This window comes from Janthinobacterium sp. KBS0711 (genome assembly GCF_000988085.1).
Lineage (GTDB): Bacteria > Pseudomonadota > Gammaproteobacteria > Burkholderiales > Burkholderiaceae_D > Janthinobacterium > Janthinobacterium lividum_E.
Genome location: NZ_LBCO01000024.1, coordinates 929653 through 948774, shown reverse-complemented (window position 1 = coordinate 948774; position 19122 = coordinate 929653). Strand labels below are relative to the sequence as shown.

Sequence of the window (19122 nt, the reverse complement as noted above, 5' to 3'; positions counted from 1 at the left end):
CGCCGGGATGCTTCAACATCCCGGCGTTTTTTTCATCACGACTGAGCAATGTGTGCGCATCGCCGGCCTATGGGCGCGATCTGCCGCCAATTCAGTCGTACGTACACAATGGGAGCGATATGACCGAACAGAAAAATGGCCCGGCCCTGGCGGAACTGCTGCAGCGTAACCGCCGCTGGGCCGACTCGATGGTGGCGAAAGACCCGAACTTCTTCAAGAACCTGGAAGCGCAAACGTCGCCTGAATACCTGTGGATCGGCTGCTCCGACAGCCGCGTGCCCGCCAACGAATTGCTGGGCATGGCGCCTGGCGACGTGTTTGTGCACCGTAATATTGCCAACGTGGTCGTGCATTCCGACCTCAATTGCCTGTCCGTCCTGCAATTTGCCGTGGACGTGCTGAAAGTCAAACATATCATCATCGTCGGCCATTACGGCTGCAAGGGCGTGCATGCGGCCATGACGGGCACGCGCATCGGCCTGGTCGACAACTGGCTGCGCCACGTGCAGGACGTGGGCCAGAAGCACGAGCGCTACCTGGGCGACGTGCTGACGAGCCGCCAGCGCGGCGACCGCCTGTGCGAACTGAACGTCGTTGAACAAGTCTTGAACGTGTGCCAGACCACCGTCGTGCAAGATGCGTGGGAACGGGGCCAGGAACTCAGCGTCCATGGCTGGGTCTATGGCTTGAAAGATGGCTTGCTGAACGATCTGGAAGTGACCGTCACGGCTGGCCACGAACTGGCGCCGCGCATGGCGACGCGCCTGGCGCGCTACGAAGCGATCGCGTAATCGATGCTGGCGCCGTGCCTACGGCGCCGCATTATCCAGGCGGCCCAGGTAATCGGCCGCCTCCCGCACGCCTTCCCGCGCCGCCTGGCGCAGCCAGTTTCTGGCCTGGGGAATGTCCTGCGGCGTGCCCCGGCCTTCGGCCAGCGCCACGCCATAGTGGTAGCGCGCCAGCCGCGCATAGGCCGCGTCATCGTTCGTATGCGCGCCGCGCCGCATCAGCGCCGTCGCCTGTTGCAAGTCCTTGGGCACGCCGATGCCCGTTTCATACAACTGGGCCAGCCAAATCATCGAATACACGTCGTTCCAGCGCCGGATGCAATCTTCAAAGATGGCGACGGCGGCCGCATGGTCGCCCGTCTTGTCGGCCGCATAGCCGTACAAACACTTGATGCGCTTGTCGCTGTGCACATAGGCTTTGTAGCTGAGATCACTTTCACCCTCGCTATCCTGCGCGTGGACGAAAGCAGGGAACAGCAAGGCGAGCAGCAGGGCGTAGGTGGGCATGGCTTTCCTGATCAACGATTGAAGCTTGGTAGATAAGCAAGTTGCGTGCTAGCTCCATTCCCGGGCAAAGCCGGCGCTGCTGTGCCATTGCGTGACAGTGCCTGTTGCAGCGTGGCGCAACGCGCCGCGCATATCCATATAGTAAATGCTTCGTTTGCAAGCAAGGCTGGCCGGCATACAGTGGACTTCCCCAGACTTTTGGCGAACTCCCATGTCGGCCGTCCTGAAACCCGTGCAGTCCACCAGCCCGTTCCAGATCGAAACTTTCGATGCGCCGCTGGGCGCGCAAGTGCTGGGGCTGGACCTGGCGCAAGCGCTGTCGCAGGGCGATTTCCAGCGCCTGCACCATGCCCACCTCGACCATCATGTGCTGGTGTTCCGCGACCAGCGCATCACGCCGCAGCAGCAAGTCGATTTCAGCCGCCGCTTCGGTCCGCTGCAAATCCACGTGCTGCGCCAGTTCCAGTTGCCCACACAGCCGGAAGTGCTGATCATCTCGAATATCGTCGAAAACGGCCAGCCCATCGGCCTCGGTGACGCCGGCCATTTCTGGCATTCCGACCTGTCCTACAAGGAAGTGCCCAGCCTCGGCTCCATGCTGCATGCGCAAGAGTTGCCGGACGAGGGCGGCGATACCGTGTTCGCGAACATGCACCTGGCCTGGGAAAGCTTGCCGGCCGCGCTGCGCCACGCCGTGCGCGGCGCCCGTGCCGAGCACAGCTATCTGAGCCAGTATGAGGAATTGCGCCGCCGCAACCCATGGCGGCCCGCCCTGACGCAGGCGCAGATCGATGAAGTCAAACCCGTCACCCATCCCGTCGTACGTGTGCATCCGGAAACGGGACGCCGCGCCCTGTTCGTCAGCGAACATTTCACCACGCGCATCGTCGGCTTGCCCGACGATGAAAGCCGCGCCCTGCTCGATGAACTGTTTGCCCACAGCGTACGTCCCGAGCACCTGTATATGCACCGCTGGCAACCGCATGACCTGGTGTTTTGGGACAACCGTTCCCTGATGCATCTGGCCACCGGTTGCCCGCCCGACCAGCGCCGCAAGCTCTACCGCACCACCATCGAAGGCGATGCGCCGTACTGATTTTTTCCTGTAAGCCTGACCCAAGGAGTGTCCATGTTGCCGATCTTGACCTTTTCCCGCCGCCTGCTCGCCGCCATTGCCGTGCTGTGCATGGCCATGCCCATGGCCCGGGCCGAAGGACAGATCCGCATCGCGGGCCAGCACGGCATCACTTTTCTTTTGCTCAATATCGCACAGGAACAAAAGCTGATCGAAAAGCATGGCAAGCAGCAGGGCGTTGATGTGAAAGTCGAGTGGATTACCCTGTCCGGCGGCCCGGCTATCAACGATGCTTTGTTATCGGGCAACATCGATATCGCCGGGGCTGGACTGGGACCGCTGCTGACCATCTGGGACCGCACGAAAGGCCGGCAGAACGTGCGCGGCGTGGCTTCGCTCGGTAACTTCCCCTATTACCTGGTCAGCAATAATCCTAAGGTGAAAACCCTGGCGGACTTGACGGACAAGGACCGCATCGCCTTGCCGGCCGTCTCCGTTTCCGTGCAGGCGCGCATTTTGCAAATGGCCGTGGCGAAACAGTGGGGCGACAAGGAATTTGCCCGCCTCGACAAGATCACGCAAACCCTGCCGCACCCGGATGCGGCTGCCGCCATCATCGCCGGCGGCACGGAGCTCAGCGGCCACTTCGGCAATTCGCCGTTCCAGGAACAGGAACTGGCGCAAAACCCGAACGCCCACATCATCCTGAACTCGTATGACGTGCAGGGCGGGCCCAGCTCGTCGACCTTGCTGTATGCGACAGAAAAATACCGCAAGGACAACCCGAAAACCTATCGCGCCTTCATCGCCGCCTTGGCGGAAGCGGCGCAGTATGCGAGCAGCAACCCGCAAGGCGCGGCCGACATCTACATCAAGGTAAATAAAAGCAAGGTGGACCGCAATCTGCTGCTGAAAATCTTTGCCAACCCGCAAGTGCAATTCAAGATCGCGCCGCAAAACACCTATGGCCTGGCGCAATTCCTGCACCGCGTAAGCGCCATCCGCAACTTGCCCGGCAGCTGGCGCGATTATTTCTTTGACGACCCTGCCATCGCGCAAGGAGGCTGACATGAACGCACCCGCTTTCCACCTGGTCCGTCCTCCGGTTGCTTTGCAGCCCTTGCTCAGCGTTCAGCATGTCAGCCTGGAATACCGCACCGAGCAGCGCACCGTGCGCGCCACGCATGACGTCAGTTTCGACGTGTTCCGGGGCGACCGTTTCGTGCTGCTGGGGCCATCGGGCTGCGGCAAGTCGTCATTGTTGAAAGCCGTGGCCGGCTTCATCGCGCCGCGCGCGGGCAGCATCGCCATGCAGGGCCAGCCCATTCATAAACCGGGACCGGACCGTGTCGTCGTGTTCCAGGAATTCGACCAGTTGCCGCCGTGGAAGACGGTGTTGGAAAACGTCATGTTTCCCCTGCTGGCCAGCAAGCGCCTGGACAAGCAGGCGGCCCGCGAGCGCGCCCATCACTGGATCGCCAAGGTGGGCCTGGCCGGCTTTGAAGATGCCCATCCGCACACCTTGTCGGGCGGCATGAAGCAGCGGGTGGCCATCGCCCGCGCCTTGGCCATGCAGCCGGAAGTGCTGCTGATGGACGAGCCGTTCGCCGCCCTCGATGCCTTGACGCGGCGCAAGATGCAGGAAGAGCTGAGCCGCCTGTGGGAAGAGCTGCGCTTTACCCTCGTGTTCGTCACGCATTCGATCGAGGAAGCGCTGGTCGTGGGTAACCGCATCCTGCTGCTGTCGCCCCATCCGGGCCGGGTGCGCGCTGAATTGAACAGCCATCAGTTCGGCTTGCATAGCGCGGGCAGTGCGGAATTCCAGGCCGCCAGCAGTCGCATTCACGGCTTGCTGTTCGATGAGGAAGTCGCTCCCGTCCCGCAAGCAGTGACCGCGCAGCGGGAGGCCGTATGAGCGCGCTGCTGGAGCCGCCTATCCGCCAGGAATTCGTCTACGCGGCGGCGTCGCCGGCCGGCGTCACGGTCGAGCAGCCGCTGTCGCGCTGGCAGCGTGTGAGTCAGCATGCGCTGTGGCGCAAGGCTTTCATTTTGCTCAGCCTGGCCCTGCTGTGGGAAGGCGCGGCGCGCTGGACGCAGAACGATTTATTGCTGCCCAGTTTTCTGCAGACGGCGCAGGCGTTTATCGGCGGCATCGCCAGCGGTGAATTGCTCACGCGCACGGCTGCCTCCCTCGTCGTCTTGCTGCAAGGCTATGCGGTGGGCGTGCTGGCCGCCTTCGTGCTGACCTTGCTGGCCGTGTCCAGCCGCATCGGGCGCGACGTGCTGGAAACTTTGACGGCCATGCTCAATCCCTTGCCGGCGATTGCCCTGCTGCCGCTGGCCCTGCTGTGGTTCGGCCTGGGACGCGCCAGCCTGATCTTCGTCATCGTCCATTCCGTGATGTGGCCGCTGGCCCTGAATACGTATGCGGGTTTTCAGGGCGTGCCCGAGACCCTGCGCATGGCAGGCCGCAATTACGGGCTGAACGGCTTGCGCCTGGTGCTGCACATCCTCGTGCCGGGCGCTCTGCCGTCCATCGTCTCGGGCTTGAAGATAGGCTGGGCGTTTGCCTGGCGCACCCTGATCGCGGCCGAGCTGGTGTTCGGCACGACGTCGGGGCAGGGCGGCCTGGGCTGGTACATCTTCCAGAACCGCAACGAGCTGTACACGGACAAGGTGTTTGCCGGCCTGGCGGCCGTCATCGTGATTGGTTTGCTGGTGGAAAATATCGGTTTCCGCACTCTGGAACGCGTGACTCTGAAGCGCTGGGGCATGCAACGATAGCTATTTCAGCATGCTGCGCGCCGCCGCGATGATTTGCCGCGACAACTGCTCCATGCGCGGCGACTGCACCTTCCACGTATGCCAGTACAGGGCCACGTCGGCCGGGGTCTTGGGCGTGAGCATTTCCACCAGCTCGCCGTCCGTGTTTGCTTTCAATAACAGCTCGGGCACCATGCCATAGCCGAGGCCATAGCGGATGGCGTTGAAGTGCGAGGTGGCGCCCGGCACGTAATGACAGGGGTAGGCCCCTTCGGGCAGCCCCAGCGCTTCTTGCAGGAACGACGATTGCAAGGTGTCCTTGCGCGTGTAGGCGACGACGGGCGCCGTGCGCGCCGCCTTGCGCGTCAGGCCGTGCGCGAACCACTGCTGGCGGAACGCGGGCGTGGCCACCAGCCAGTAGCGCATCACGCCCAGCGGCTCGGCCGTGCAGCCGCGCATGGGTTTTGCTTCCGTGCTGATGCAGCCGATCGCCATGCCCGTTTCCAGCAAAGTGTACGTGTGGTCCTGGTCTTCCACGGTCAGGTCCAGCAGCACGCGCTCGCGTATCAGCACCTCGGACAGGGCGGGGAAGAACCACGTGCCCATCGAATCCGCATTCAGCGCCAGCACCAGGGTCAGCGGGGCATCCTGCTGCACCGCCAGTTCCGCCTGCAAGTCCGCTTCCAGCAGCTTGGCCCGTTTCAGATACTGCATCAGCCGCTGGCCCATGCGCGTGGCGCGCGCGGGGCGGCTGCGCACGATCAGGGCATTGCCCAGCTGGCTTTCCAGCGCCCGCACCCGCTGGGAAATGGCGGGTGACGTCAGGTGCAGCCGCAGCGCCGCCTGTTCGAAGCTGCCCGTTTCGACGACGGCGCGGAACGCTTCCGTGTGCTTGGGATTGAGATCCATGGTCGCTGCCTTACATAAGAAAAATTTATCAATACTAAATAATACTTACTTTTCATAAGGATGGATGTGTTGCAGTGCACAATGCCTCTTTGATGGAGTGCCACGCGCCAGCGCGCGGCCTCCTGGCAGCAAGGAATACCACCATGGAAGCACAAGCGAACGACAGCAGCACCCGCAAGCCCCAGTCGAAGCTGGCGCGCAATCTGAAATTCGGCCTGGGATTGACCCTGGGCCTGGGCATGGCCGCCGCGCTGGCGGGCGGCTGGTGGCTGCGCCAGGCGTGGCAGGATTTACCTGCCGTCGAACACCTGGCCCAGTACAAGCCTGCGCTGCCGCTGCGTATTTTCTCGAGCGAAGGCGAGCTGCTGGCCGAATACGGCGAAGAGCGCCGCGAATTTTTGCCGCTGAAGGATATTCCGCTGCGCATGCGCCAGGCCTTGCTGGCCATCGAGGATGCGCGTTTCTACGAGCATGGCGCCGTCGACTTCTATGGCTTGACGCGCGCCACCTTGGCTAACGTCGTCACGGGCCACCATGCGCAGGGCGCCAGCACCATCACCATGCAGGTGGCGCGCGACTTTTTCCTGTCGCGCGAAAAGACCGTGCAGCGCAAGCTGACGGAGATGCTGCTCGCCTACAAGCTGGAACAGCATTACGGCAAGGACAAGCTGCTGGAACTGTATATGAACCAGATTTATCTGGGCGAGCGTTCCTACGGCTTTTCCGCCGCCTCGAACATTTATTTCGACAAGCCGCTGGCGGACGTCAGCATCGCCGAAGCGGCCATGCTGGCCGGCTTGCCGAAAGCCCCATCGGCCTACAACCCCGTCGCCAATCCACAGCGCGCCACCGTGCGCCAGCACTACATCCTGCAGCGCATGCGCGAACTGGGCTACATCACGCCGGCCGAATACACGGCCGCCGTGGCGGAAAAACTGGCCCTGAACAAGGACCGCAACAGCTCCGTGCATGCGGCTGCGTATGCGGTCGAGGAAGCGCGCCAGCTGATCCTGCAAAGCTATCCCGAAGGCGCCTACAGCATGGGCCTGGACGTGACGACGACCATCCGCATGGCGCCGCAACGGGCGGCCGACAAGTCGCTGCGCGATGGCTTATTGAATGCGCAGGCGAGGCGCGGCTACCGTGGCCCGGAAGCGCGCCTGGCCGCTTCCGAAGACAGCGTGGCGCGCCAACTGGCCCCTTATCCGGACAGCGGAGAACTGCGCGCCGCCCTCGTGCGCAAGGTAGAGACCACGGGCAAGCGCCAGGTGACGGCGCAGCTGCGCAATGGCGACGAGATCGTGCTGACGGCATCGGAAGCGCGCCTGGGCGGCAAGCTGCAGTGGGATGGCAAGCGCGCCATCGTCGCGGGCAGCGTGATTCGCGTGATGCACGACGCGGCAAAGAAGGGTTGGCTGGTGAGCCAGCTTCCCGAGATGGAAGGCGCGCTCATTTCCGTCGAGGCGCACAGCGGCGAAATCGTCGCCATGGCGGGCGGCTTCGATTTCTACCGCAACCATTACAACCACGCGATGCAGGCCTACCGCCAGCCCGGTTCCAGCTTCAAGCCCTTCGTGTATTCGGCGGCGCTGGAAAAGGGATATTTCCCCGGCACGGCCGTCGATGACACGCAGCGCTTGCTGCTGCCGCAGGAAACGGGCGCGCGGCCCTGGCGTCCACGCAATTACGGCAACAACTATGAAGGCTTCATCAGCGTGCGGCGTGGTCTCGTCCGTTCGAAAAATCTCGTGGCCGTCAGCCTGATGCAGGCGGCCGGTCCCGGCTATGTGCAGCACTACGCCACGCGCTTCGGCTTCGAGGGCGCGCGCAATCCCGTGTCCCTGCCGCTGGCGCTGGGCGCGGGCGCCGTCACGCCGCTGCAGCTGGCGCAATCGTATGCCGTGTTCGCCAATGGGGGCATGCAGATGCCGCCAAAGCTGATCAAGGAAGTGCGCAGCCGCAGCGGCGAAGTGCTGTTCAGCGATGCGGCGCCACGCGCCAAGGGCGAGCCGGCGCCGGGCACGCAAGTGATTTCCACGCGCAATGCCTACGTCATGGACAGCATGCTGCGCGACGTCGTCAAGAGCGGTACGGGCCGCGGCGCGCTGGCGCTCGGACGCGGCGACGCGGCCGGCAAGACGGGCACGTCGAATAACGCGTACGACGCCTGGTTCGCCGGCTACTCGTCCGGCCTCGTCTCCGTCGTCTGGCTCGGCTATGACCAGCCGAAAAGCCTGGGCAACGCCACGGGCGGCACCCTGGCGCTGCCCGTCTGGCGCGACTACATGCAGGTGGCCGTGCAGGGCCGCCGCGAACAGGTATTGGCCGAACCGCCTGGCCTGGCCCTGCTCGACGGCGATTACGTGTATGCCGAATATCTGGCCGGCGACTGCCTGAAGGATAACTTTGCCTTTATCCACAGCAGCGTCGGTTGCAGCAGCGGCAGCCTGGGGGCGGATACGCGCATGGCGCGCGGTGAAGCTGGCGCTGGCGGCTCCAGCACGGGCACTAATGAAGCGCGCACCCTGAGCGAAGCGCGCGAACGCGAACAAATTCTCAAATCATTTTCGGAAGAGTAAGACCATGCTGTTATATACGATTTACCTGGTGGCGATCGTCGCCGAAGCGATGTCCGGCGCCATCATGGGCATGCGGCGCGGCATGGACTTGTTCGGCATCTGCATGATCGGCACCGTCACGGCGCTCGGCGGCGGCACCGTGCGCGACGTGCTGCTGGGGCATTATCCGCTGGGCTGGATCGCGCATCCCGAATACCTGCTGTTTACCATCGGCGCGGCCATTGTGACGGCCTTTGTCGCCCGCTATCTGCACCATCTGCGCGCCATTTTTTTGCTGGTCGACGGACTGGGCCTGGTGGCGTTTTGCGTGATCGGCTGCGACATCGCCATGTCGGCCAAGATGCATCCTGCCATCGTCGTGCTGGCGGGGATGATCACGGGCGTCTTCGGCGGCTTGCTGCGCGATATCCTGTGCAACCAGATTCCCCTCGTGCTGCAGCGCGAAGTGTATGCCACCGTGGCCCTGTTCACGGGCAGCCTGTATGTCGGCCTGCTGTACTTCAAGGTCGACAGCTCCGTGGCGCAGCTGGCGTCCATCGGCGCCGGTTTCCTGTTCCGCTTCCTGGCCCTGCACTTCGAATGGCGGCTGCCGAATTTCAATGGCGACCGCATACGGGGTTTTGAGTAAGGCAGCAGCCGCGTGAATATTTTCACGCGCGCTTAACCCCTTTTTCTGCGCTGCCGCGTTTCATGGTTGACACCCCAGCCAACCGGAGAAGAAGCGATGTCCAGCGCCCTCAAGATCACATTGATACTGTCCCTGCTGCTGTCGGCAGGCAGCCACGCCGCCGGCACGGTGCCGCGCAAGACCCTGGCGCCATTCGCCAGCGAGCAAGCCTTGAGCAGCTACCTGCAGCAGCTGCAGGCGCGCCAGGAGGCGTTGCTGCTGAAGCAGCAGAAACTGCAGCGCGCCACGGCGCAGTATTCGGCACAGTCCATGGCGGCTCCTCCCGCTCCTCCGGCACCGATGGCGGCCAAGACTGCCCCCGCGCCATCGGCAGAAGCTGCGGAATCCGTCACCAATGTGCAGACGGCGGGTGTGGACGAAGGCGGTATCGTCAAGCTGCATGGCAAGCACCTGGTGATGCTCCGGCGCGGCAAGCTGTTCACGGTGGCGGTGGGCGGCAATGCCTTGCAGCCCGTGTCGTCGCTCGACGCGTTCGCGCCCGGCAGCGACCCGTCCGGCAGCTGGTATGACGAAATGCTGATCGATGGCGACACGGTGGTGGTGATCGGCTACAGCTACAACCGTGGCGGCACGGAGATCGGCCTGTTCGATGTCAACGGGGACGGCAAGCTGGCCTACCGTTCCACGTATCACTTGCGCTCCAACGATTATTACTCGTCGCGCAATTATGCAAGCCGGCTGGTCGGCGGCAAACTGGTGTTCTATTCGCCCCTGTCGCTGAACTTGCGCCGGGGCGACCCGTTCGGCGGCTTCCCCGCGTTGCGGCGCTGGCGTCCTGACGCCGTGCCGTCCGATTTCAAGCGCATCGCCCCGGCCACGCGCATCTACCGTACCGATGAAGAACCCGAAACGGGCTTTGGCCTGACCCTGCACACGGTCACCGTGTGCGACCTGGCGCAGCGCGACATGCGCTGCGAAGCGACGGCCGTGATGGGACCGCAGGGCCGCGTGTTTTATGTGTCGGGCGAATCCGTTTTCGTGTGGACGACGCGGCGCGGCAGCGACTCGGGCGTGTTCCGCATTCCCCTCGATGGCAGCGCGCCCAGCGCCCTGAAGGTGGCCGGTGCGCCCGTCGACCAGTTCTCGTTCCTGGAAAGTGGCGATGGTCACCTGAACGTTCTGCTGCGCGCCGAAGGCCAGGGCGACGCCATGTGGGATGGCGCGCGCGGGCGCGGCGACATGGCCTTGCTGCGCGTGCCTTTGGCGTCGTTTTCCGATGGCCGCGACAGCGCGCCCGCCAGCAGCTACAAGGCGCTGCCCGGTGGCGGCGGCTACGGCTTGCAGAACCGCTACGTGGGTGCGTATCTGTTGTACGGCAATCCTGGCAATCCGGGACGCCGCAAGGCGGACCAGGCCTGGCCGCGCCAGCCCCTGTATGCCGTGCGCTGGGCCGATGCGGGCATCGTGCAAGCCTTGTCCCTGCCGCATGGCGTGGAGCGCATCGAGGCGCTTGGCGATGACGCCGTGGTGATCGGCGCGCAGGGCAGGGATCTGCACTTCAGCAGCCTCCGCCTGGGGGCGCAGGCTGCGATCGCCACGCGCTACATCCGCGCCGATGCGGCGCAGGGCGAGTCGCGCAGCCACGGCTTTTTCTACAAGCCGCAAACGGCCAGCGAGGGCGTGATCGGCTTGCCCATCCTGGGTGCGGACGAGCGCCCTGGCCTCAACAAGTCATCCGCCTCCGTGCTCTACTTGCGCAACAGCGGTTTGACATTGACGGAACTTGGGGCGCTGGCCGCGCGGCCGGGCCAGGCGCCGGATGACGGCTGCCGCGCGTCCTGCGTGGACTGGTATGGCAATGCGCGGCCATTGTTCCTGCAGGGCCGGGTCTTCGCCTTGCTCGGCTATGAATTGGTGGAAGGGGCGCTCTGGGATGGACAGATACGCGAAGTGCGCCGCATCAGCTATGCACCCATTGTGCCCACCGTACGCTGACGGCATAGTGAAATTGCCGCTGCCGCGTAGTTCGGCTACACTGCTCCGCATGCCCGACACCCTGATGACCGCGACGGATGAAGACCTGATGCTGCGCTACGGCGCCGGCGACCTGCCGTCGTTTCGCGAACTGTACCGGCGCCACAGCCAGGGCCTGTACCGCTTCGTGGCCTGGCGTTCACCGCGCCGCGCGTGGGTGGACGAGATCGTGCAGGATGCGTGGGCCAGCCTGCATGCGGCGCGTGCCGGCTATCAGCCGCAGGCGGCGTTCCGCACCTATCTGTACCAGATCGCGCGCAACCGCCTGATCGACCTGCTGCGCCAGCGGGAAGGACAGGAAATCGACGCTGCGGGCGAACTGGCGGACGAGGGCGCATCGCCGCCGCAATCGCTGGAGCAGAAACAGCAGCACGCGCTGCTGCATGCGGCCATCGCCGCGCTGCCGGTGGAGCAGAAGGAAGCGCTGGTACTGCAGCAGTTCAGCGGCATGAGCATCCTCGAGATCGCCGTGGTGACAGGGGCGGAAGCGGAAACCGTCAAGAGCCGGCTGCGCTACGCCATGCAGAAATTGCGCGCGGGCTTGGACAGCGCCGCTGGCGCGGGAGGACAGGCATGAATACGCACGATCAAAATAACGACGAACCGAATGACGAGGAATTGAACGCGCTGCTGGCCGGCTTGCCGCAGCCCGCGCCTTCCAGCGCGCTCGATGCGGCCATCCTGGCGGACGCGGAAAAAGCTTTGCAAAAACCGGCAGCCGCGAACGACAGCGCCGACGGCGTGCTGCGCACCTTGCCGGCCAAGAAATCACCGGACTACCTGCAGCGCTGGCGCGTTCCGCTGGGACTGGCCGCGGCCGTGCTGCTGACGGTGAACTTGATCGGCGTGGACTGGTTTGGTTCGAAGCCGGCGCAATTTCCCGTGGTGGGGGAACCCGTCACGCAGGAGGTGGTGCCGGCAGCGGCGCCAGTGCCGCAGGCCGCCGAATCGACCGCACCTGCGCCCGCACCGCGCGCCATGGCCAAAATGGCAGCCAAGCCAGCGCCGCCGGCGCCAGCCCCGTTTCCCACGCCGCAGACGGTAGCAGTGGCCCCACCGGCGCCGCCAGCACCGCCGCCCCCACCAGCGCCTGCCCCGGCAATGAGCGAGGCGATGGAACAGCAAGCGGCCATGCAGGCCGAGTCCAGCATGCAGCGCCAGGCGCCCGTGCAGCGCGCACTGGCCATGCCCGCGCCCGTCGCAGCCCGCTCCGCGCCGATGCCGCCGCCCGCAAAGCTCGACGCTTCCGTGTGGCTGGTAAAGATTGACGCCCTCTTGAAGGCGGGCGAAGGCGCGCTGGCCCACGAGGAGTGGACGGCGTTCCGGCAGGCGTATCCCGACTATCCGGTAGCCGAGGAGCTGCGGCAGCGGCTGGAAAAAAAGTAGCGCGTCAGACGATTCCCTTCCTGCGCTCCCACACGGCGCTGCCGACGAAAATGGCCGCGCATACCCACATCACGGCCGGCAGGGCGTTCACGCCCACCGATTGCATCAGGACGCCCGTCAGCAGGGGGCCGCCGCCGCTGGTCACGCCCCAGGTGGCGTTGACGATGGCGCTGGCACTGGTCAGCGACAGTCCTGTAAACCGTTCGCCGCAGGCCACCAGCGCCAGCATGTAGATGCCGCCCGCCGCCGCGCCCAGCAACAGCAGCAAGGTCCACCACAGCCATGGCGTGCCGACGGCAAACGGCAGCAGCGGCAGCAGCAGGCAGACGGCCACGCCGCAACCCGCGTGGACTTTGGCGCGGCCGTAGCGGTCGGCCATCCATCCCAGCGCGAATTGCAGGCCCGTGTCGCCCACCAGCACCACGGTGGCCGACAGCAGGGCCAGGTCCGTGCCAATGCCGTGCTCCATCGCGTACAGGGGCAGCAAGCTCAATGCCAGGGTATCGAACAGGGCGAAGAAGGCGGCGCCCAGCACGATCATCGGCATGCGCGGCAGGATCAATGTCCACTTCACGCCATGTTCTTCGGGCTCCCTTTCCGGGCCGCTGTTCGAGATCAGCATCAAGCCCGGCACGGCCAGCAAAAACAGCAGGCCGCAGGCGGCGAAACTCCAGTTGATCTTGTCGTTGAACAGCGCCACGAGGGCAGGACCGATCAGCTGGAAAAACGTAAAGCTGGTGGTGTACATGGCCACCACGCGTCCGCGCGAATTATCGGGCGCCAGGCGGTTCACCCACGCTTCGCCGATGGTAAACAGCACGCCCATGGCGCCGCCGAACAGGAAGCGCAGCACGCTCCACGCCAGCAGGTGGTCGGTACACTGCATGGCGATCGTCGCCAGCGAGGCCACCCACACGGCGCCCAACATGGTGGCGCGCGCGCCGAAACGCCCCACCCAGCGCGAGACGAATGGCGAGGCGGCCAGGATGCCGAGGGCGCTGACGGCCGTGATCATGCCGATGATGTCCGTGCCCACGCCGCGCTGGTGCAAGGTCAAGGCGGTAAGCGGCATGGTGGCGCCCAGGCCCAGGCCAACCACGCCGATGCTGACGACGAGGGCGAAGAAGTCGCGCCACGGCATGGTCTTCATGGCTGCCCCCGCAGGGTGGAAAAGGTGCTTGAAAAGGCTGAAAAACGGTGTGGATGCATGGGAAAGTAAGGGACTTTGCCTGCGGCGCTGGTGTTTGACGCCGGACGGGCATATGATGATTTTATCAAGAGCAATATTGCAAAGCCGTAGTGTAGGCGATGTGCGCCGCCGCTGGCCACGTCCATCTGTGTGGCCGCTGCCTGCGGCTCTGCTGTACAGTGAAGCGAGCGGCAGCGCTGTCATGGCGCTGTCATTGGATCGTCACGTCAGCGAGGAAGCTTTATGCGCCGTCCCATCGTTCTCGTTCCCGCCTGCCAGCGCCAGCTTGGCAGCCACGCCTGGCACATGGCGCAGGACAAATACCTGTACGCCGTGGTGCGCGGCGCCGGCTGCATGCCGCTGCTGCTGCCCGCCCTGGGCGCGGATGCGGACCTGGAAGCGGCGCTGCAGATCGCCGATGGCGTCATGCTGACCGGTTCCGCTTCGAACGTCGACGCGCGCCTGTATGGCGAAGACATCCTGCATCCCGACCTGCCGCAAGACTCCGCGCGCGACGCCACCACCTTGCCCCTGATCCGCGCCGCGCTGGCGCGCCAGCTGCCCTTGCTGGCCATTTGCCGCGGCTTCCAGGAAGTCAACGTGGCCCTGGGCGGCAGCCTGCACCAGGCCGTGCATGCCGTGACTGGCATGATGGATCACCGTGAAAACGTTCTTGATTCCCTGGAGCGCCAGTACTGGCCCGCGCACCGCATCAAGCTGATGCCCGACGGCCTGCTGTCACGGCTCTTGGGCGGCGAGAGCGAGATGATGGTCAATTCCCTGCATGGCCAGGGAGTGGCGCGGCTGGCCGATGGCTTGCTGGTGGAAGCGCTGGCCGACGACGGCCTGGTGGAAGCGTATAGCGTGGCCAGTGCCGCCGGCTTTACCCTGGCTGTGCAATGGCACCCCGAGTGGCAAGTGGAAGACAACCCGCAGTCGATGCGCCTGTTCGGCGCTTTCGGCCAGGCATGCCGCGATTACCAGGAACAGCAGCACCGAAAGAAAGAATGACAGGCGCGCCGCACGCGTAGCACGCGGCGTTTGATCAAGACCAGCGAGAGGGAAACATGGCAATACGCGAAAATTTCACCTATACGGACATGGATTTGTGGCTCAATGAAAAGCGCGTCACGGAAATCGAATGCCTGGTCCCCGACTTGACGGGCGTGGCGCGCGGGAAGATCCTGCCGCGCGGGAAATTCACCCAGGAGCGCGGCATGCGCATCCCGGAAGCGGTACTGGGCATGACGGTGACGGGCAATTACCCGGTCGACGATGGCGGCTACGACCGCGCCATTTCCAGCACCGACCGCGACATGATTTTGAAGGCCGATCCCACCACCATCACCATGGTGCCGTGGGCCACGGACCCCACCGCGCAAGTCATCCACGACTGCTATTTTGCCGACGGCGCGCTGGTCGATTTCGCCCCACGCTCCGTGCTGCGGCGCGTGCTGAAACTGTATGCGGACAAGGGCTGGAAACCTGTCGTGGCGCCCGAGCTGGAGTTCTACCTGACGGCGAAAAACACGGACCCGGACTTGCCATTGAAACCGCCCATCGGGCGCAGCGGCCGGGCCGAGACGAGCCGCCAGGTGTACAGCATCGATGCCGTCAACGAGTTCGATCCCCTGTTCGAGGATATCTACGATTACTGCGAACTGATGAACCTTGACGTCGACACCCTGATCCACGAAATCGGCGCGGGGCAGATGGAAATCAACTTCCTGCACGGCGATCCTCTGGGCCTGGCAGACAAGGTCTTCTTCTTCAAGCGCACCCTGCGCGAAGCGGCCCTGAAACACGATATGTATGCCACCTTCATGGCCAAGCCCATGGCGGGCGAGCCGGGGTCCGCCATGCACGTGCATCAGAGCGTCGTCGACGCGAAGACGGGCCTGAATATCTTCAGCAATGAGGACGGCTCGGCCGCGCCCATTTTCAAGCATTACATCGCGGGCTTGCAGCGCTACATGCCGTCGGCCATGGCTATCGTCGCGCCCTATGTGAATTCCTACCGCCGCATCGTGCGCCACACGGCCGCGCCGATCAACATCCAGTGGGGCCTGGACAACCGCACGGTGGGCTTCCGCGTGCCCGAGTCGGGCGTGCAGGACCGGCGCGTCGAAAACCGCATCATCGGCGCCGATGCCAATCCCTACCTGGCCCTGGCCGTTACCCTGGCCTGCGGCTACCTTGGCATGACGGAGCAGCTGGAAGCGACGCCGATGATGGTGGGTAGCGCCTATGACATGAAGTTCGAACTGCCGCAAGGCTTGCCCGAGGCCCTGCAACTGCTGCGCGCGGAAGACAAGCTGCGCACGGTGCTGGGCGAGCGCTTCATCGACGTGTATGCGGCCATCAAGGACCTGGAACACCAGGAGTTCATGACCGTCATCAGCCCGTGGGAGCGCGAGCATCTTCTGCTCCACGTTTAAGAAAGGATATCAATGAGCACATCCAATAATCCGCTGGCGCCAAGCGCCGCCCTGGTTGCCTCCGTGGCGCAGAAAAACGCGGCGCCGCAGGTGTACGATACAAACGCCATCCAGCAGATGGACTCGGCCCACTACCTGCATCCATTCACCGATTTCCAGGACCTGGCAAGCAAGGGCGCCAGGGTGATGGTGCGCGGCGACGGCGTCTACCTGTGGGATAGCCAGGGCAAGAAAATCGTCGATGGCATGTCGGGCCTGTGGTGCGTGAACGTGGGCTATGGCCGTACGTCGATTTCGCAAGCTGTGTACCGGCAGATGGAGACGCTGCCGTTCTATAACAGTTTCTTTGGCACGACCAACGTGCCGGCCGCGCAGCTGGCCGCGAAGCTGGCGCAGATATCGCCGCCGCAGTTCCAGCACGTCTTCTTCACCAGTTCCGGTTCCGAAGGCAACGACACGAATTTGCGCATGGTGCGCCGCTACTGGGACATCCTCGGCTACAAGGAGCGCCACACCATCATCAGCCGCCACAACGCCTATCACGGCAGCACGGTGGCGGGAGCGTCCCTGGGCGGCATGGACGGCATGCATGCGCAGGGCGGCATGCCGATACCGGGCATCGCGCATATCGGCCAGCCCAATTATCTGGAGTCGGGCCACGGCTTGACACCGGAAGCGTTCGGCCTGAAGGCGGCCGGCTGGCTGGAAGACAAAATCCTGGAAATCGGCGCCGACAAGGTGGCCGCCTTCATCGGCGAACCGGTGCAGGGCGCGGGCGGCGTCATCATTCCGCCCTCGACGTATTGGCCCGAAATCCAGCGCATCTGCGACAAGTACGGCATCTTGCTCATCGCCGATGAAGTCATCTGCGGCTTCGGCCGCCTGGGGCGCTGGTTCGGCTCCGAACTGTTCGGCATCAAGCCCGACCTGATCACGTTCGCCAAGGGCGTCACCTCGGGCTATGTGCCGCTGGGCGGCGTGCTGGTGGGGGACCGCGTCGCTAAAGTCTTGATTGAACAAGGCGGCGAGTTCACGCACGGCTTCACGTATTCGGGCCACCCCGTGGCTTGCGCGGCGGCGCTGGAAAACATCCGCATCATCGAGGAAGAGCAACTGGTGGCGAAGGTGGCCGAGGATACGGGACCGTACCTGCAGCAGTGCTTCGTCAGCCTGGGCGAACACCCGCTGGTCGGCTATGCGGATAGCTGTGGCCTGGTCGCGGGCCTGAACCTGGTGCGCAAGAAGGGCGCCACCGTGCACGAGAACGAGCTGTTCGACGAAGGCCAGGGCGTGGGCATGATCTGCCGCGGCCACATGTTCGACAACGGCGTCATCATGCGCGCCGTGGGCGAACGCATGATCGTCGCTCCGCCGCTGGTCATGACGCGCGCGCAGATCGATGAAATGGTGGGCCTGATACGGGTGTGTCTGGACAAGACGTATGCGGACGTGAAAGCGAAGGGCTGGGTGTAGCTCTGAGCTGGCTTAAATACTGGGGTCAGACCCGCCGGGTCTGACCCCAGCCTTTGCCGTTGGGTTTTCACCCAAATAAGCAGCATCTATGCATTTTTTGGACCAGAATGGCGGCAGTTCCGCTAAACTTCCACCCTGGCCGCTCTTTGTAGCGGCCAGTTTTTCATTTTGACACCCTCTTACCCAGAAGCCACCCACACATGACGATAGCAACACCAGCCGCGTCGGCCAGCGACGCCCCAGCGCCTTTCTTGCTGATTGATCAACTGGTCAAGGAATTCGATGGCGTGCGCGCCGTCAATGATATTTCCGTGACGATCAACAAGGGCGAGATCTTCGCCTTGCTGGGCAGTTCAGGTTGCGGCAAGTCGACCCTGCTGCGCATGCTGGCCGGTTTCGAGACGCCGACGTCAGGGCGCATCGCCCTGGCGGGCAACAGCATCGTCGATGTGCCGCCGCACCAGCGTCCCATCAACATGATGTTCCAGTCGTACGCGCTGTTCCCCCATTTATCGGTGTGGGACAACATCGCCTTCGGCCTGCGCCGCGACGGCTTGCCGAAAGCGGAAGTGGCGGCGCGCGTCGAGCAGATGCTGGCGCTGGTGCAGCTGGGCCAATACGCGAAGCGCAAGCCGCACCAGTTGTCGGGCGGGCAGCAGCAGCGCGTGGCGCTGGCGCGCAGCCTGGCCAAGCGGCCGCAATTGCTGCTGCTCGACGAGCCGCTCGGCGCGCTCGACAAGAAACTGCGCGAGCGCACGCAGATGGAACTGGTGAACATCATCGAGCAAGTGGGCGTCACCTGCGTGATGGTCACGCACGACCAGGACGAGGCCATGAGCATGGCCACGCGCATCGCCGTCATGAGCGAAGGGCGCATCCTGCAAGTGGGCGCGCCCGGCGAAATCTATGAAACGCCGAACTGCCGTTTCGTGGCCGATTTCATTGGCAGCGTCAACCTGTTCGACGGCCGCATCACGCAGGACGAACCCGATCACGTGGTCATCGCCACGCCCGATGGCGAGCACTATGTTTCGCACGGCATCACGGGCAATCTGGGCATGGATGTCTCGGTGGCCGTGCGCCCCGAGAAAATCGGCATCCAGATCGCGCCACCCGCTTTGGAAGAGCGCGCGTCACCAAAGGAACACGGCTACAACTGCGCCCAGGGCGTGATCGTCGCCATGGCGTATTTTGGCAATGAAACCAGCTACCACGTGCGCCTCGACAGCGGCACGGTGGTGAAAGTGTCGCGCACCAACGCGGCCCGCCACGACGCCGCGCGCCTCGAGCGCGAACAGCGCGTGTGGGTATGGTGGGATGGCGCCGACATCGTCGTGCTGACCAGCTGAGGCC

The 19122-nt window shown here is 64.2% G+C and carries 17 protein-coding genes; 14 read left to right on the top strand and 3 right to left on the bottom strand.

The window, feature by feature from the left end; genetic code table 11:
• The first annotated feature begins 119 nt into the window (after positions 1-119).
• Positions 120-791: a carbonate dehydratase gene (can, locus tag VM94_RS16885; protein WP_034788731.1), complete on the top strand. Its 672-nt coding sequence runs from the start codon at positions 120-122 to the stop codon at positions 789-791.
• An 18-nt stretch (positions 792-809) separates the two neighbouring features.
• On the opposite strand, the gene VM94_RS16880 is transcribed toward can, so the two are convergent.
• Entirely contained in the window at positions 810-1295 is a 486-nt protein-coding gene (locus VM94_RS16880; RefSeq protein WP_082127749.1) for a tetratricopeptide repeat protein, read from the bottom strand.
• A 211-nt stretch (positions 1296-1506) separates the two neighbouring features.
• Between VM94_RS16880 and VM94_RS16875 the strand changes: the two genes are divergently transcribed.
• From VM94_RS16875 to VM94_RS16860, 4 genes are read left to right on the top strand one after another with little or no spacing between them, the layout of a single operon-like run.
• Positions 1507-2391 (top strand): TauD/TfdA dioxygenase family protein, encoded by an 885-nt coding sequence (locus VM94_RS16875; RefSeq protein ID WP_046684425.1) that lies wholly within the window; start codon positions 1507-1509, stop codon positions 2389-2391.
• A 33-nt stretch (positions 2392-2424) separates the two neighbouring features.
• Positions 2425-3438, top strand: a complete 1014-nt coding sequence (locus tag VM94_RS16870) for an ABC transporter substrate-binding protein (RefSeq protein ID WP_046684424.1) — start codon at positions 2425-2427, stop codon at positions 3436-3438.
• Between the two features lies 1 nt (position 3439).
• Complete coding sequence (locus VM94_RS16865) at positions 3440-4285, top strand: ABC transporter ATP-binding protein (protein WP_046684423.1); 846 nt, start codon at positions 3440-3442, stop codon at positions 4283-4285.
• Positions 4282-5154, top strand: a complete 873-nt coding sequence (locus VM94_RS16860; RefSeq protein ID WP_046684422.1) for an ABC transporter permease — start codon at positions 4282-4284, stop codon at positions 5152-5154. The genes VM94_RS16865 and VM94_RS16860 overlap by 4 nt, the downstream gene beginning before the upstream one ends.
• On the opposite strand, the gene VM94_RS16855 is transcribed toward VM94_RS16860, so the two are convergent.
• Complete coding sequence (locus VM94_RS16855; RefSeq protein WP_046684421.1) at positions 5155-6042, bottom strand: HTH-type transcriptional regulator ArgP; 888 nt, start codon at positions 6040-6042, stop codon at positions 5155-5157.
• Positions 6043-6185: 143 nt separating this feature from the next.
• On the opposite strand from VM94_RS16855, the gene VM94_RS16850 reads away from it, so the two are divergent.
• The 5 genes from VM94_RS16850 (at position 6186) to VM94_RS28550 (ending at position 12669) form a co-directional block, all read left to right on the top strand.
• On the top strand, positions 6186-8621 hold the full coding sequence (locus VM94_RS16850) for a penicillin-binding protein 1A (protein WP_046684420.1): 2436 nt from the start codon (positions 6186-6188) through the stop codon (positions 8619-8621).
• Positions 8622-8625: 4 nt separating this feature from the next.
• Positions 8626-9249 carry a trimeric intracellular cation channel family protein gene (locus tag VM94_RS16845; RefSeq protein WP_034746006.1) on the top strand — a complete coding sequence of 208 codons (624 nt, stop codon included), beginning with the start codon at positions 8626-8628 and terminating at the stop codon, positions 9247-9249.
• Positions 9250-9345: 96 nt separating this feature from the next.
• On the top strand, positions 9346-11244 hold the full coding sequence (locus tag VM94_RS16840; RefSeq protein ID WP_046684419.1) for a beta-propeller domain-containing protein: 1899 nt from the start codon (positions 9346-9348) through the stop codon (positions 11242-11244).
• Between the two features lie 64 nt (positions 11245-11308).
• Positions 11309-11860 carry a sigma-70 family RNA polymerase sigma factor gene (locus VM94_RS16835; protein WP_235432928.1) on the top strand — a complete coding sequence of 184 codons (552 nt, stop codon included), beginning with the start codon at positions 11309-11311 and terminating at the stop codon, positions 11858-11860.
• Complete coding sequence (locus tag VM94_RS28550; RefSeq protein WP_052755793.1) at positions 11857-12669, top strand: hypothetical protein; 813 nt, start codon at positions 11857-11859, stop codon at positions 12667-12669. The genes VM94_RS16835 and VM94_RS28550 overlap by 4 nt, the downstream gene beginning before the upstream one ends.
• Before the next feature lie 4 nt (positions 12670-12673).
• Here the strand turns inward: VM94_RS28550 and VM94_RS16820 are convergent, their stop codons facing one another.
• Complete coding sequence (locus tag VM94_RS16820) at positions 12674-13819, bottom strand: MFS transporter (RefSeq protein ID WP_046684415.1); 1146 nt, start codon at positions 13817-13819, stop codon at positions 12674-12676.
• A 282-nt stretch (positions 13820-14101) separates the two neighbouring features.
• On the opposite strand from VM94_RS16820, the gene VM94_RS16815 reads away from it, so the two are divergent.
• The 4 genes from VM94_RS16815 to VM94_RS16800 all read left to right on the top strand — a co-directional run bounded on the left by VM94_RS16815 (position 14102) and on the right by VM94_RS16800 (position 19118).
• Positions 14102-14869 carry a gamma-glutamyl-gamma-aminobutyrate hydrolase family protein gene (locus tag VM94_RS16815; RefSeq protein ID WP_046684414.1) on the top strand — a complete coding sequence of 256 codons (768 nt, stop codon included), beginning with the start codon at positions 14102-14104 and terminating at the stop codon, positions 14867-14869.
• A gap of 56 nt (positions 14870-14925) precedes the next feature.
• The gene (locus VM94_RS16810) at positions 14926-16296 is read left to right on the top strand and encodes a glutamine synthetase family protein (protein WP_035822563.1); all 1371 of its coding nucleotides are present in this window, start codon (positions 14926-14928) and stop codon (positions 16294-16296) included.
• 12 nt (positions 16297-16308) lie between these two features.
• Positions 16309-17769 carry an aspartate aminotransferase family protein gene (locus tag VM94_RS16805; protein ID WP_046684413.1) on the top strand — a complete coding sequence of 487 codons (1461 nt, stop codon included), beginning with the start codon at positions 16309-16311 and terminating at the stop codon, positions 17767-17769.
• A 200-nt stretch (positions 17770-17969) separates the two neighbouring features.
• Positions 17970-19118, top strand: a complete 1149-nt coding sequence (locus tag VM94_RS16800) for an ABC transporter ATP-binding protein (protein WP_046684412.1) — start codon at positions 17970-17972, stop codon at positions 19116-19118.
• Positions 19119-19122: the final 4 nt, after the last annotated feature.

Bases quoted from the DNA above. Each gene is read 5' to 3' on its own strand.
- VM94_RS16870 (WP_046684424.1), top strand. From the start codon at position 2,425: ATGTTGCCGATCTTGACCTTTTCCCGCCGCCTGCTCGCCGCCATTGCC.
- VM94_RS16815 (WP_046684414.1), top strand. From the start codon at position 14,102: ATGCGCCGTCCCATCGTTCTCGTTCCCGCCTGCCAGCGCCAGCTTGGC.
- VM94_RS16805 (WP_046684413.1), top strand. From the start codon at position 16,309: ATGAGCACATCCAATAATCCGCTGGCGCCAAGCGCCGCCCTGGTTGCC.
- VM94_RS16820 (WP_046684415.1), bottom strand. From the start codon at position 13,819: ATGAAGACCATGCCGTGGCGCGACTTCTTCGCCCTCGTCGTCAGCATC.
- VM94_RS16840 (WP_046684419.1), top strand. From the start codon at position 9,346: ATGTCCAGCGCCCTCAAGATCACATTGATACTGTCCCTGCTGCTGTCG.
- VM94_RS16860 (WP_046684422.1), top strand. From the start codon at position 4,282: ATGAGCGCGCTGCTGGAGCCGCCTATCCGCCAGGAATTCGTCTACGCG.
- VM94_RS16865 (WP_046684423.1), top strand. From the start codon at position 3,440: ATGAACGCACCCGCTTTCCACCTGGTCCGTCCTCCGGTTGCTTTGCAG.
- VM94_RS16850 (WP_046684420.1), top strand. From the start codon at position 6,186: ATGGAAGCACAAGCGAACGACAGCAGCACCCGCAAGCCCCAGTCGAAG.
- VM94_RS16855 (WP_046684421.1), bottom strand. From the start codon at position 6,042: ATGGATCTCAATCCCAAGCACACGGAAGCGTTCCGCGCCGTCGTCGAA.
- VM94_RS16845 (WP_034746006.1), top strand. From the start codon at position 8,626: ATGCTGTTATATACGATTTACCTGGTGGCGATCGTCGCCGAAGCGATG.
- VM94_RS16880 (WP_082127749.1), bottom strand. From the start codon at position 1,295: ATGCCCACCTACGCCCTGCTGCTCGCCTTGCTGTTCCCTGCTTTCGTC.
- VM94_RS28550 (WP_052755793.1), top strand. From the start codon at position 11,857: ATGAATACGCACGATCAAAATAACGACGAACCGAATGACGAGGAATTG.
- VM94_RS16800 (WP_046684412.1), top strand. From the start codon at position 17,970: ATGACGATAGCAACACCAGCCGCGTCGGCCAGCGACGCCCCAGCGCCT.
- can (WP_034788731.1), top strand. From the start codon at position 120: ATGACCGAACAGAAAAATGGCCCGGCCCTGGCGGAACTGCTGCAGCGT.
- VM94_RS16835 (WP_235432928.1), top strand. From the start codon at position 11,309: ATGACCGCGACGGATGAAGACCTGATGCTGCGCTACGGCGCCGGCGAC.
- VM94_RS16875 (WP_046684425.1), top strand. From the start codon at position 1,507: ATGTCGGCCGTCCTGAAACCCGTGCAGTCCACCAGCCCGTTCCAGATC.
- VM94_RS16810 (WP_035822563.1), top strand. From the start codon at position 14,926: ATGGCAATACGCGAAAATTTCACCTATACGGACATGGATTTGTGGCTC.